The organism is Thalassospira lucentensis (assembly GCF_011806425.1).
GTDB lineage: Bacteria > Pseudomonadota > Alphaproteobacteria > Rhodospirillales > Thalassospiraceae > Thalassospira > Thalassospira lucentensis_B.
This window is the reverse complement of record NZ_JAATOV010000007.1, coordinates 42,651-55,090: the sequence shown is the minus strand read 5'-3', so window position 1 is coordinate 55,090 and position 12,440 is coordinate 42,651. Positions and strand designations below refer to the sequence as shown.

Here is a 12,440-nt window from a genome sequence, read left to right as displayed (position 1 = left end):
TCTGCATCTGCTCCCTTTTTTATGACATCTCCAAATCAAACACGATCAATCCGGAAATCCCGCCATCGGCCGCCGCGACCAGCTCGGCCCCCAATGCCTGATGGGTTGGATGCGCTAAATAGGCATCGCGCGCCGCGACATCATCAAAATCAACACAGAACCCGTGACGAAACCCCTGTTCCATCTTTTCCGGACTCACCGAAAATCCACCATCAAACCCCCGCATCCCCGCAATTTCTTTACCAAGATCAGCCAAGGAATCAAACTGACGCTCAATCGTCGCTTGATCAATGCCAGCTTTAAATTTGATCAAAACGATGTGACGGATCATTGGGGGCTCCTGATGGCGGGTTTCGTGGCCTTAGACGTCTGACTTTCAGAGATAATTATGGTCGACCACCGGAATCAGATCCGGTGCCGTCATTCGATCCGGAATAATAGTGCGTGCCGGGAAGGGAGCCGTGCTCTCGGCTGTCGCTGGATCGGCGATCTCTACCGCTTACCCAGAAAACCCGGACGACGAATATGCCAACTGCAAACGCGATAATCGTACCAAGGATGTTTTGTATGAGTTCCATCTCTTATCCTTAAACCAAATGCCGCGCCAGATACTCCACCGGATGCTGCGGTTTTGCGCCTTCGTAGCGTTTGACCTGACAACGGCAGGAGAAACCGGTGACGAGCATGTTTGCCGCCCCCGTTTGATCGACCTTCTTTTTCCAGCTCATATCATAGAGTTCGCGCGAGGTTTCTTGATGGCGGGTTTCGTGGCCATAAACCCCCGCCATGCCGCAGCAGCCGGTCTTTTCAGTGGTGAGCGTAAGGCCAAAGGCGGCAAAGATTTGTTGCCATTTTACGCCAACATCTGGAAGGGATGTTTTTTCGGTGCAATGGGGGAACAGGCTTGCCGCGGGTGTGGTGTTAACACTGTTATCAATTTTGGGTGCGTTGAGGCGGCCTTCGGCGATTTCGGCGGCCAACCATTCATGGAACAGGTGCACGCGGTAATCCGGACGCCCCGACAGGCGCTGGGCGTATTCTTGGCGATAGGTCAGGGTGACGCTGGCCTCAATACCGACCATTGCCACACCGGATTTGGCGATTTTGCCATAGACGATGTCGTTTTGTTTGGCCTGATAATCGAACTTTTTCAGGAAGCCTTTAACGTGCATCGCCTTGCCATTGGCCCGGTAGGGCGGGACAAATACCCGATATCCAAGGGTTTGCAAAAGGTCGACATGGGCAAGCACCACATCGGTATCGTAATGGGTGGTAAAGCAATCCTGCACAAGGATGACGGCCTTGGCTTTTTCATCGGGGGTAAGCGCATCAAGTTCGGCCTGTTTAAACCGGCCAATACCGCGTTGGCGTAGCCCCGATTTCAAGCTTTGTCGCGTGAGCTTGGGCAGGTCGGTCAGGCCAATGAACCGCTTGAAAATCCATGGCATCGGCGGGGTGGATTGCAGGGTGTTAAACAGCGCTGGGGCCGTCGCCATTAGGGGTGCAATATATTCCAGCTTGGCAATCACATAGTCCTTTATGGGGCGCTTATAGCGGGTGTGATAGGTTTCCAAGAACCGCGATTTCATTTCCGGGATGTCGACCTTGACCGGGCATTGGCCCGCACAGGCCTTACACGATAGGCAGCCTGCCATGGCTTCGTACACATCATGGGAAAAGTCACGCGCGTTGATCACCGCCAAATCCTGGTTCATTGGGTCGGTGCCAACCGAAATTTGCCGGATCCATTCGCGCATCATGCCAGCCCGCCCCTTGGGCGAGTGTACACGATTGCGCGTGACCTTATAGGATGGACACATCGGGTCCATCAGATCCCAGTTAAAGCACGCGCCATTGCCGTTACAACGCGTGGCATTAAGGTACTCGTCGCGCAGTTTTTCTTCGATTTGGCGATCAAACTGGCCCCGCATTGGGGCCGCGTCAATCGCGGTGATCGGTGTGTTTTTCGAATAGGGCGATGCGATCTTGCCGGGATTGAGTTGTCCTTCCGGATCAAAGGCTTCCTTGATACGGCGCAAGCTTTCATAAAGCTCTGGCCCGAAATAAATCGGGGAATATTCGCCGCGGAAACCCTTGCCATGTTCACCCCAAATCAGCCCGTTATAGCGTTTGGTCAGATCGGCAACTGCGTCCGAAACACGGCGGATGCGCGCTTCGTCTTCGTCGTCCATCATATCAAGCAATGGGCGGACATGCAGGCAGCCGACATCGACATGGCCAAACATGCCGTAATCAAGGCCCTCGGCATCCAGTAAGGCGCGGAACTCGGCGATAAAATCAGCCAGATTTTCCGGCGGGACGGCGGTATCTTCGACAAATGGGGTGGCGCGGCGTTTGCCTTCCAGATTGCCAAGCAAGCCAACAGATTTGGCCCGGATCGACCAGATGGCGGCGATTTGGGCCGGATCGGTGGCCTGTACCCAGCCAATGGGGGCGTAATCGGCATCTGGGTTGGCGGTCAGGTGGCTGGCAAGTTCGGCCTGTTTTGCGGCAACTTCTTCGACAGTTTCGCCAATGAATTCAACAACATTAAAGCCGCGCGTTTGCACCTTGCTGGTATCTGTGCCCAGCAACTTGCCCAGCATGTGCCAGCTTTCATCCTGCTCGGCCAGTTTCATGACCTTGTCATCGATGCTTTCAATCGCGACAGGATCAAACTTTACAAGGGTTTGCACATGGCGAAGGGCACTATCAAAGCTGTCATAGCGGACAACCGTGACGGCTTTGTGCTTGGGCAGGGGGATGACGCGCAGGGTGATTTCCTTGACCATGCCAAGGCTGCCCTCAGACCCGGCGAGCAAGAAGGAAAGGTTCATATCCCCTTGATCGGAAACGGCTTCTTTCAGGTTGTAGCCCGTAAGCCCGCGGTTCATTTCCGGGAAGGTTGCCTTGATCAGGTCGCGACGTGGGGCTATTTCATCAAATACCGTGCGATAAAGCGATCCGGTGCGATCCTCGCGCGCCATGATTTCCTTTGCATCAGAAGCACTTAGCGCCGATGTTTTGAAATCCGTACCATCAATCAGCACCGTGGTCATATCGTGGATATAATGGCTGGTTTTGCCATAAATCCGCGATCCTTTGCCCGAACTGTCCGATCCGATCATGCCGCCAATGGTGGCCCGGCTGGCGGTGGAGACCGCCGGCGGGAAGAAAAACCCGTGTGGTTTTAGCCAAGCATTAAGCTGGTCAAGCACCACGCCCGGTTCGACATGGACCAAGCCGGTTTTAGCGTCAAACCCCAGTATGTTATTGAGATGTTTGGAGGAATCCAAAATGATGGTGTTGTTGAGCGACTGACCATTGGTGCCGGTACCACCACCGCGCGGGGTGATTTTGACCTCGTTAAATTCCTCGCGCCCAGCCATTTCCATGACGATATTGATGTCTTCGCGCGATTTTGGCTGCAACACGGCGCGCGGCATGACCTGATAAACGCTGTTATCGGTGGCATTAAGCAGCCGGGTTGGGAAGTCCGCATGGATTTCGCCGCCAAATTTCCCTTCAGATTCAAGGGTTTTGAGGAAACTGAGCGTCAAACTATCAAGCGATCTGTCTGGGGTAAGACGCGGCAGTTTTGAAATCACGCTTTGGGTCGCGGGCATTGCGGGGCTCTCATGGGTTGGCCGCTTTTTTGAGGGCGGCTTGAACGGGAATTTGGGCCATTTGACCTGATCGCGATTAAATACACAAATCGAAAATTCTGACTGATTATTCATTTTTAGTGAATAATCGACGCGTGCCCAAAACGCTCAAATCGCACGACCAAAAAATCACCCGACGCACCGCATTTTAAATCCTCATACTATTTAAAATCGGCCTTCTTTTTTGAGTTTGGATTTTTGTGTTTGGGGGACGCGATTTTCGTTGTGTCGGGCATCGTATCTCAGTCCCTTTTTTGTCGGTGTCGGTGTCGGTGTCGGTGTCGGTGTCGGTGTCGGTGTCGGGGCAGGTTGATATTGTGGTCGTTATAGGTTCCGGGTTCGATGTTGATGTTTAGGTCGATATTGGTGCTGGTGGCTATTTTGGTTTTGGCGCTGCTTTACACGGCGCATAAACGGTTAGAGGCGGTGGTTAAGTAAACACGTTTAGGTGGAAATAAATTGCTTGTTAAGGTTGTGTGACCTAAAGTCAGTTCCCCTATTATTGTGATACTCTACTGTGCGTAAGGGACGGTCATGACGTCTATTCCTGGGTTTATGATGAACAGGTATGCCACTTTGTCTTCGAATGCGGGGCAAAGGCAGCCGGCATCGCAGACGTCTGGCAATGCGGTAGGGGTGTCTTCTGGGCGGCAAACGGTGCCTTCTCAGAAATCTGCGGCTGCAGCAGCGCCCGAACCGGGCACCCTTGCCAGTGCCGCGATGATTGCGCGCGAAAAGCTTGATGCGGGCTATGCCAAGCATGGCATCATCGGAACGTCTGGCACGACAGAGGAAGAATGGGACGCGGTTGGGTTCCCTGATCTTGATCGTCAGATGCTGTATGCGGTGAAGAGCAATGCGGGCGGCCTTTTTTCCGAAGCAGAAGTTGCGGCCGCGAAAAAAGAAGTCGAGAACCGCATTTCCGATATCATGGATGCCAACCCCGACGACCTTAAACAAGCGTATCGGGACGTGATCGATTTTTACGACGCGGCAAGCGAAGACGAAAAGGCCACGTTTGACTGGGTGGTGGACCGGTCCGAAGTGCAAAAATCCTATTTCGTGCATGGCGGGCGGGAAGATGTCGGATTGGGCATGCCCGCTGTCGAGAAGCTGATGGAAGCTTGGGGCCAGGTGATGGCCAGCGGCGGAAATTCAAACGACCTGCCAAATATGCCCGCCTATCGCGAGGCCATGATGTGGTGGGCGCAGGATAATGGCGGCGGTCATCACGTAAACGTGCTGACGTAATTTTCGCAGGTCTCATCCCGTCATACATGGCGGCGTTTTGGGCCAAGTCTGACTTTTTCAAAAAGACGATGTTATTCTGGCCGGGTTCGATCTGTCGGTTCTGGCCGCGCAGGATACCCAGGCGATAATCAGTCTGAGTAGCCTTTATATCCGTCGGGAACATTGGGTTCTGCGAAGGTTTGGTCGAAATCCGCCCGTGTCAATTCCGCGCAGTTGCCAATATCTGGAAAGTTTAGGTATGTTCCGCCAGAGGATTGGAATGCAACTACTTCCCTGCCGCGAGGGCCCAACAAAGGGTACGTCGATAAATTCGGGAATGAATGCACTCTTGGTTCGTCCAGAACGGAAGGGCAAGCCTTTGAATGGTATGTGCAGCTGTCGAAGACAGATAAATCTTAGATTGGCTGGGCTACAGGCGACGGTTCCCGTGCAAAAGTTTCGTTAGTTAGAAAGATTACGCACAAATGACACATGGGCCTTTCGTCAATATCCGTTTGTTTTCCTCCGTTTCCTCAGCAGAGGAGGCTGTTGAGCTTGGAAAAACGCTGGTTTGTGCGCTCAATGAATTCGGAGACGTAACGATAACCGATATCAAAAAATATTGGAAAATCCCTGAGTATTATGAGTGCGCGATGGAGCTGCGCGCGCCATCTATATCAAGCGCGATATTGCCAAATGTAATTGAAAAGCTGGGTGACGGATGGCACAGCGTAAACGCGCTGTGTTTTGTTTGGAACCGTTCGGAAGAAAATCATTTTGTCGATAAGCGTGTAAATTGGGCAGAAGTAGAGTTTTTTGAGGTATGACTCAGAGAAAATAGAGAAAAGTGGACAGATCTATTTTATGACCCTTTGATCCATTGACCCATTGACCCTTTATCCATGCCGCCATCGCCAATGGTTGCGCTTCTGGTCGCTATCCGCAGCGATTATCGATCGGAAACCTGCGAAGGCGACAGTCTGCTGTGGTCTGAAAATGTCGGCAAGGCGCAGCAGGATGACCACACCGTCCTGACCGAAATCACTGCCAATGGCGGGGTGATTTTTAAGCCGGGCAGCGGGGGTGGGGTGAATATCACGATCCCGTAGATTTTGATGATGTGCGCTTGGCATAAAGGCTGGCCTTTTGGGGCCAGCCTTTATTTTGGGTCAAGTTGATTGGGGATGACCTGGGTCGGTTAAATCGGTTTGTGGTATCGCGCCGTGTTGAGCGATCTTGTTTCTGAAGTTGGCACCGGATTTACCATTTACCATTTACCATTTATATCCAAGCGAGGCCGTGACGGTGCGTCGTGCGCCGTATTGGCAGAATTTGGTGCTGGCGCATTGGCCGACATAGTCTTTGTCAAACAGGTTGCTGGCATTGACGCGCAGGCTTAGGCCCTTGAGGTCGGTGTCGAGCTTTTCAAAGTCATAATGGAGGGCGGCATCGACCAGTGTGGTCGCCGGGAGTTCCATATTGTTGGCCATGTCGCCGAAGCGTTTGTCGATGTAACGCACACCTGCACCAAGGCCAAATCCAGCCAGCGGGCCATCCTGAAAGGTGTAGTCGCTCCAAAGATTGGCGATGTGACGGGGGATTTGGGCCGGGGTGTTGCCCTTGTAATCGTTGCTCTTGGTGACTTCGCCATTCATGTAGGTATAGCTGGCTTTTAAGCTTAAGCTGTCGGTGAGAACGGCGACACCTTCAAGCTCGACACCCCGGACCTCGGTTTCGCCTGTCTGGACGTCAAAGCCGACATTATCGGGGTCGGACGTTGCCACGTTCTGCTGGGTCAGGTTATAGGCCGAGACGGTAACAAAGCTGTCAGCTTCGTTGGGCTGATATTTGACGCCGACTTCGTATTGCTGGCCGGTTGTCGGCTCAAAGGCGTTTCCGTCAAAGTCACTGCCTGCTGTTGGTTCGAACGAGGTGGAATAGCTGACATACGGGGCCAATCCGTTATCTGCGAGATAGACAAGGCCGGACCGCCAGGTGAATTCTTTGTCATTCTGGTCGACGGTGGTGTTTTTCAACCGGTTCACGGTTGAGCTGTCGGCGACATCGTAACGCCCGCTGAGCGTGACGGCCCAATTATCCATCCGCATCTGGTCTTGCAGGTAAAAGCCGGTCTGATGCTGTTCCGTCCGTTCGCTTTTGGTTGTGCGCGGCATCTCGATCGCACTGCCATAGACGGGGTTTGCGATATCAAGGCTGGGGGCGGAGGCGGTGCCGAATTGATATGAGAAATCGACATATCGGTAATCGAGACCGACAATGACGTCATGGTCGATGGGGCCTGCTGAGAATTCCGCCTCGGCCTGGTTGTCGACGCCGATAGAGTTCAGGTCCTGATCGATGAAGGTCCGTTTACGGGCCATCGTTGTTCCGACGACGGGCGCACCGGAATAGCTGACATAGCGGTAATCGGCATCCTGCCGGTCATAACGAAGGTTTTGTCGGAACGTCCAAACGTCTTTAAGGCTATGTTCAAACTCGTACCCGATTGATTTTGACGCGCGGATGAATTGATCAAACGACGGTTCACCGGGATAGAAACTGGTCGGTATTTTCCCAAAGGAGGCGGAGGTCAGTGTTCCGATTGGCGGCAATACATTGACCTGATTTCCGAGATCCTCGCGCAGATAGCTGGCAAGGAAGGTGAGGCTGGTGTCATCAGAAGGCGCCCAGCGCCAAGATGGTGCGATGAATTGGCGATCGTTCTTGCCATAATCGGTTTGGGTGTCGCTTTCGCGCGCCAAGCCAACCAAGCGGTACTGGAATTCGGCGTTATCATCGAGCGCACCGCCGACATCGAACGAACCTTGGCGACGGTCAAAGTTGCCGAGCGAGACATTGACTTCGCGAATGGGGTCTGCGGTTGGTTTTTTGCTAACCAGGTTGACGAGGCCGCCCGGAGCGTTTTGCCCATAGAGCACCGAAGAGGGGCCTTTGAGGACCTCGACCCGCTGCAATCCGTAGGGTTCTGGTCGTCCGAGGCCGGCGAATTTGCCTTGGCTTAGTTTCAGTCCATTAAGATATTGGGCCGCATCAAAACCGCGGATCAAGGTTTTGTCATATCGAAGATCAGCCCCGCCCCAATAGTCGCCCAAGACGCCGGAATTATAGCGGATGGCTTCGCCCACGGACTGTACTTGGCGTGCTTCGAGCTCTTTTTGTGTGACAACGGAAACAGCTTGCGGTGTTTCGATCAGCGCCGTTGCGGTTTTGGTGGCGGAGCTTGATGTCGTTGCGACATAGCTGTCTTTGTTTTCGCCCTTGGTCTGCACGATAATGGGGTCGAGCGTTTGGACTTTTTCCTGAGCGTGCGTCGCCGGGGCAAAGGAAATGATGTTCAGGCCCGTGATCAAAGCGAGAACGGATACCCTGGAATTAAACTGTCGATTGCTCACGATTTCCCCAATTCTGCAAAATATTTCAGCAAGTTGCGTTCAGGCCTTGCTTGCTGTAGGACCTATAGAATAAGATGCTAGTGATAGTCAATATTAACAAATTTAGAGTCCCGAAAAGCACGAAGATGGCGAATGTGAATGGAATAACCCGGCGCGCTTTCCTCGCCGGGTCGATGGCGCTTGCACTTCCGGGGCTGGCCAGCGCGAAATCGGGTCTTGTGGTTCGCGATCTTTTGGGTCGCGAGATCAAACTGGCAAAGCCAGCCAGCCGTGTTGTGCTGGGGCAGGGCCGTTTTCTGAGCATGATTGGCATGGTCCATCCGGACCCGATGGGTATTCTTGCGGGCTGGGCCGATGACCTGAACCGGATATTCCCAAACGAAGCCGAGGCATGGCACAGCCGGTTTCCGTCGCTAAACGCGCTGCCGGTGATTGGCCGGCGGGCGGGAAGTGACTTTGTGATCGAAAACTTGCTTATGCTGCAGCCCGATCTGGTGTTGATCAGCCGGTTCAATGCCGGGCCGGTCGAAAGTGACGGTAGTACGGCTTTCATCCGGGAACTGACGCAGGCGGGACTGAATGTTGCCGTTGTCGATTTCGCACAGGATCCGCTTAACGACACGGTGCCGAGCCTGCGCATCCTTGGCCAGTTGCTTGGTCAAGAGACCCGCGCGGAAGAAGCGATTGCGTTTTATCAGGCAACATTAAAGCGGATCACCGAGGCGGTTGGGAAGCAGACAGGTGCGCCGACTGATTTGGTTTTTCACAGTCATGCCGGGGTGATGCCCTGCTGTGCGAGTATCGGGCGCGGCAGCTTTGCCGATCTTGCAGCCTTGGTCGGCGGGCATAGTATTGCCGCGGACGTGTTGCCACGGCCGGTCGGCCCGATCAATCTTGAATATATGCTGACGCGCCAACCCGATGTGTATGTTGCCACCGGTGGCCTGAAAGCCGAAGGTTCGGGCGGAATTACCATCGGCGCGAATGTGAGTGCGGACCAAGCGCGTGAAAGTCTTGCGCGCATCGTTTCTGATCCCGGACTTGCGGAATTGAAGGCCGTGCGCAACAAACGCGCCTATGCGCTTTGGCACGGCCTGAATGAAACGCCGCTTCATCTGGTTGCCCTTGAAGCATTGGCAGGTTGGCTTAACCCGGACCATAAAGATGCCTTTGACGCCGGAAAGACGCTGGCTGAGTTTCGCAAGCGGTTTCCGTTGCTTCCGCAGGATGGCGTTTATACCGTTGCCCTTGATCCCTTAGAATAAGCAGACCCTATGACCCACCGTAAACTGACCATTTATTCCACCCGTCACCGGGAATTCACCCAGTTGCTTGCCGACGGTTTCCATCAGGAAACCGGGATTGAGGTAACCATCGAAGATATCAAGTCCGATGCGGCCCCGCGCGTGCAACAGGAAGGGGAAAATTGTCCTGCTGATATCGTGCTTACACTTGATTACCGTCGGCTTATGGCGCTTGCGGCGGCAAACCTGACGCAGCCGGTGCAATCAGAGACACTTAATAAGCTGGTGCCGGCACATTTACGCGATCCTGAGGGGCGCTGGTTTGCGCAGTCCATGCGTGCGCGGTTCGTTTTCGTCGAGAAGTCCCTTGATGTGACGCAGTTTGACTATGCGGATCTGGCAGATCCGCGCTGGCGCGATCAACTGTTTATTCGACCCGCCGATCATATGTTCAACACGGCCTTGATTGCGGCCTTTCGGGCGCATTACGGCCAAGAGAAAACCGAGGCGTGGCTAAAAGGTATCGCGGCGAACAGGCCGCTGAGCAAGGGTGGCGACCGCAGTGCCGTTCGTGCGATTGCCGAGGGCAAGGCGCAGATCGGTGTCGCCAATTCGTACTATTACGGGGAAATGTGTGCTGGTGTTGGCGGGCCAGAGCAAAAGGCCTGGAGCGAGCATGTGCGGCCGATTTTGCCAACGTTTGATCATGGCAAAACCCCGGTCAATATCACCGGGGCAGGCGTTGCGGCGCATGCGCCCCATCCCAAGGAAGCATGTGCCTTTTTGGAATATCTTGCCGGGGATAAAGGCCAGCAGATTTATGCCAGTGTGGGATATGAATATCCTGTTTCTGAGCATGTCGCGCCGCACGCCCTGATCCGTGAGGCGGGCGAACTTTGCGTCGACACGACGCCGTTTTCGGCGGTGGCAGAATTTAATGATGCGGCAGAGACATATGCCTCAACGATGCCGTGGGCCTAAATGAATATTAAAGTGACCCAGTCCGTGACACGTCCTTCACAGATGGCAACAACCGACCGCACGCTTGCGGAAGGCTATTCACGTTTCGTCCTGTATCGCGTTCTGATCCTGATCCTTATGGTCGTGCTGTTGGGGGTTGCGTTTGTTTTTGACGTCTTTACCGGGCCAGCCCCGTTGTCACCCGATAGCGTGATTGCCGGGCTGTTTGACCCGGCTGGTTTGCCGGGGCCGGTGCATTATATCCTGTTTAATGTTCGCCTGCCTTATGCCGTGATGGCGGGGCTTGTTGGGGCCTCGCTCGGATTGGCGGGGGCAGAAATGCAGACGGTTCTGAACAACCCGCTGGCCAGCCCGTTTACGTTGGGTGTTTCGGCCGCGGCGACGTTAGGGGCGGCGTTGGTGCTGGTGACGGGGATTACCCTGACGTGGTTTCCGCAAGAAGCATTGTTGCCAACAAGTGCCTTTTTGTTTGCGGCGGTGGCAGCGCTTTTGATCCATCTTTTGGCGAAAACGCAATCGAATGGGGCCGATAGTGTGGTCCTGTTTGGGATTGCGCTGGTGTTTGCGATCAATTCTGTGGTTGCGCTTTTGCAGTTTTTGGCGGATGCGGACACGTTGCAGCAGATTGTTTTCTGGGGCATGGGAAGCTTGGGCCGTTCAACCTGGCCAAAGATCGCAACGGTTGCGGTGGTTTTGATCATCGCCATTCCTTTGTCGTTACGCAATGTGTGGAAGCTTACCGCGCTTCGTGCTGGCGAGGCGCAGGCAGAAAGCCTTGGCATTGATACCAAGCGGCTTCGACTGACGGTGATGTTGCGCGCAAGCCTTTTGGCGGCGGTCGCGGTTTGTTTTGTCGGTACCATCGGGTTTGTTGGCTTGGTCGGGCCGCATATTGCGCGTCTGTTGCTGGGTGAAGATCATCGTTTCTTCTTGCCGGGGGCCGCATTGGCGGGGGCGTTGATCCTGTCGTTGGCGTCAATCGCGTCTAAAACGATCATTCCGGGCATGATCATACCGCTTGGCATCGTGACGTCGATTGTCGGGGTTCCGCTTTTCCTATCCCTGCTTGTCGCCAAGGAGCATCGCGCATGACCGGCCTTGTCATTAGCAACCTTTCCGCGGGATACAAGCGCCGGTCGGTGATTGAAAACCTGTCGCTGTCGTCGGTCGCACGGGGATCGATGGTCGGGCTTTTGGGGCCGAATGCGTCTGGTAAATCGACGCTTCTGCGCGCCATTGCCGCACTTGGTGACAGTACGGGGGGCGTTGAATTGAATGGCGTGGATTTAAAATCCGTCGACCGCCGCAAGCGTGTCGAGATGATCGGCTACCTTCCGCAAACATTGCCCCCGGCAAGCCCACTTGTGGCGTACGAAGCCGTGATGGCAGCCTGTCGCGCGGTGAGGGCGTTGGACACGCGATCAGCGGAAGAAGCGGTTGAAACCGCCTTTGCCGATCTTGGCATCAGCCATCTTGCCCTTGAGCGGATGAACCGTTTGTCAGGCGGGCAGCGGCAAATGGTGGGACTGGCGCAAGTGGTCGTGCGCAACCCTGAGCTTTTGCTGCTTGATGAGCCGACCAGTGCGTTGGACCTGAAATGGCAATTGGCGGTGATTAACGCGGTTCGAGAGATCTTGCGCGACACCGGGGCCATCGCAATGATTGCCATTCACGATATCAATCTTGCGATCCGGACTTGTGATCAGCTTGCGGTGATTTCAGACGGCGGGTTGATTGCTTTTGGTCAGACGGAAAGCGTCATATCGCCCGAGGTGATATCGCGCGCTTATGGGGTTTCGGCGCGGGTTGAATATTGCTCCGAAGGTATTCCGTTTGTTCTGGTCGATCATGAGGCGCTGTAAATCGGCGGAGCATTAAAGTGGTTTGGTGTCTGTTTGGCGGTTAAG

At 54.4% G+C, this 12,440-nt stretch carries 12 protein-coding genes; 8 read left to right on the top strand and 4 right to left on the bottom strand.

Features of this window, described 5'->3' with window-relative positions; all coding sequences use genetic code 11:
- Nucleotides 1–19: 19 nt before the first annotated feature.
- From HCZ99_RS18390 to HCZ99_RS18380, 3 genes are read right to left on the bottom strand one after another with little or no spacing between them, the layout of a single operon-like run.
- Nucleotides 20–331 (bottom strand): Dabb family protein, encoded by a 312-nt coding sequence (locus HCZ99_RS18390; protein ID WP_167448482.1) that lies wholly within the window; start codon nucleotides 329–331, stop codon nucleotides 20–22.
- Between the two features lie 55 nt (nucleotides 332–386).
- Nucleotides 387–578, bottom strand: a complete 192-nt coding sequence (locus HCZ99_RS18385) for a hypothetical protein (RefSeq protein ID WP_167448481.1) — start codon at nucleotides 576–578, stop codon at nucleotides 387–389.
- Between the two features lie 9 nt (nucleotides 579–587).
- On the bottom strand, nucleotides 588–3,626 hold the full coding sequence (locus tag HCZ99_RS18380; protein ID WP_167448480.1) for an FAD-binding and (Fe-S)-binding domain-containing protein: 3,039 nt from the start codon (nucleotides 3,624–3,626) through the stop codon (nucleotides 588–590).
- 696 nt (nucleotides 3,627–4,322) lie between these two features.
- Between HCZ99_RS18380 and HCZ99_RS18375 the strand changes: the two genes are divergently transcribed.
- From HCZ99_RS18375 to HCZ99_RS18360, 4 genes are all read left to right on the top strand, one after another.
- Nucleotides 4,323–4,916 carry a hypothetical protein gene (locus HCZ99_RS18375; protein WP_167448479.1) on the top strand — a complete coding sequence of 198 codons (594 nt, stop codon included), beginning with the start codon at nucleotides 4,323–4,325 and terminating at the stop codon, nucleotides 4,914–4,916.
- A 162-nt stretch (nucleotides 4,917–5,078) separates the two neighbouring features.
- Nucleotides 5,079–5,315: a polymorphic toxin type 17 domain-containing protein gene (locus HCZ99_RS20950; RefSeq protein ID WP_167448478.1), complete on the top strand. Its 237-nt coding sequence runs from the start codon at nucleotides 5,079–5,081 to the stop codon at nucleotides 5,313–5,315.
- A 65-nt stretch (nucleotides 5,316–5,380) separates the two neighbouring features.
- Entirely contained in the window at nucleotides 5,381–5,722 is a 342-nt protein-coding gene (locus HCZ99_RS18365; RefSeq protein ID WP_167448477.1) for a hypothetical protein, read from the top strand.
- A gap of 75 nt (nucleotides 5,723–5,797) precedes the next feature.
- Nucleotides 5,798–6,004, top strand: coding sequence for a hypothetical protein (locus HCZ99_RS18360; protein ID WP_167448476.1), 207 nt, complete (start codon nucleotides 5,798–5,800; stop codon nucleotides 6,002–6,004).
- A 165-nt stretch (nucleotides 6,005–6,169) separates the two neighbouring features.
- Here HCZ99_RS18360 and HCZ99_RS18355 read toward each other — a convergent pair whose 3' ends face one another.
- Complete coding sequence (locus HCZ99_RS18355; protein WP_167448475.1) at nucleotides 6,170–8,308, bottom strand: TonB-dependent siderophore receptor; 2,139 nt, start codon at nucleotides 8,306–8,308, stop codon at nucleotides 6,170–6,172.
- A gap of 134 nt (nucleotides 8,309–8,442) precedes the next feature.
- On the opposite strand from HCZ99_RS18355, the gene HCZ99_RS18350 reads away from it, so the two are divergent.
- The 4 genes from HCZ99_RS18350 to HCZ99_RS18335 are packed head-to-tail and all read left to right on the top strand — an operon-like array spanning nucleotide 8,443 to nucleotide 12,395.
- Nucleotides 8,443–9,573, top strand: coding sequence for an ABC transporter substrate-binding protein (locus tag HCZ99_RS18350; protein ID WP_167448474.1), 1,131 nt, complete (start codon nucleotides 8,443–8,445; stop codon nucleotides 9,571–9,573).
- Between the two features lie 9 nt (nucleotides 9,574–9,582).
- On the top strand, nucleotides 9,583–10,533 hold the full coding sequence (locus tag HCZ99_RS18345) for an extracellular solute-binding protein (RefSeq protein WP_167448473.1): 951 nt from the start codon (nucleotides 9,583–9,585) through the stop codon (nucleotides 10,531–10,533).
- A gap of 24 nt (nucleotides 10,534–10,557) precedes the next feature.
- Nucleotides 10,558–11,625: a FecCD family ABC transporter permease gene (locus tag HCZ99_RS18340; RefSeq protein WP_368484283.1), complete on the top strand. Its 1,068-nt coding sequence runs from the start codon at nucleotides 10,558–10,560 to the stop codon at nucleotides 11,623–11,625.
- Nucleotides 11,622–12,395 (top strand): ABC transporter ATP-binding protein, encoded by a 774-nt coding sequence (locus HCZ99_RS18335; RefSeq protein ID WP_167448472.1) that lies wholly within the window; start codon nucleotides 11,622–11,624, stop codon nucleotides 12,393–12,395. The genes HCZ99_RS18340 and HCZ99_RS18335 overlap by 4 nt, the downstream gene beginning before the upstream one ends.
- Nucleotides 12,396–12,440 lie beyond the last annotated feature (45 nt).

Coding starts and splice junctions, on each gene's coding strand:
- HCZ99_RS18390 (WP_167448482.1), bottom strand. CDS start 331: ATGATCCGTCACATCGTTTTGATCAAATTTAAAGCTGGCATTGATCAA.
- HCZ99_RS18385 (WP_167448481.1), bottom strand. CDS start 578: ATGGAACTCATACAAAACATCCTTGGTACGATTATCGCGTTTGCAGTT.
- HCZ99_RS18380 (WP_167448480.1), bottom strand. CDS start 3,626: ATGCCCGCGACCCAAAGCGTGATTTCAAAACTGCCGCGTCTTACCCCA.
- HCZ99_RS18365 (WP_167448477.1), top strand. CDS start 5,381: ATGACACATGGGCCTTTCGTCAATATCCGTTTGTTTTCCTCCGTTTCC.
- HCZ99_RS18360 (WP_167448476.1), top strand. CDS start 5,798: ATGCCGCCATCGCCAATGGTTGCGCTTCTGGTCGCTATCCGCAGCGAT.
- HCZ99_RS18345 (WP_167448473.1), top strand. CDS start 9,583: ATGACCCACCGTAAACTGACCATTTATTCCACCCGTCACCGGGAATTC.
- HCZ99_RS18335 (WP_167448472.1), top strand. CDS start 11,622: ATGACCGGCCTTGTCATTAGCAACCTTTCCGCGGGATACAAGCGCCGG.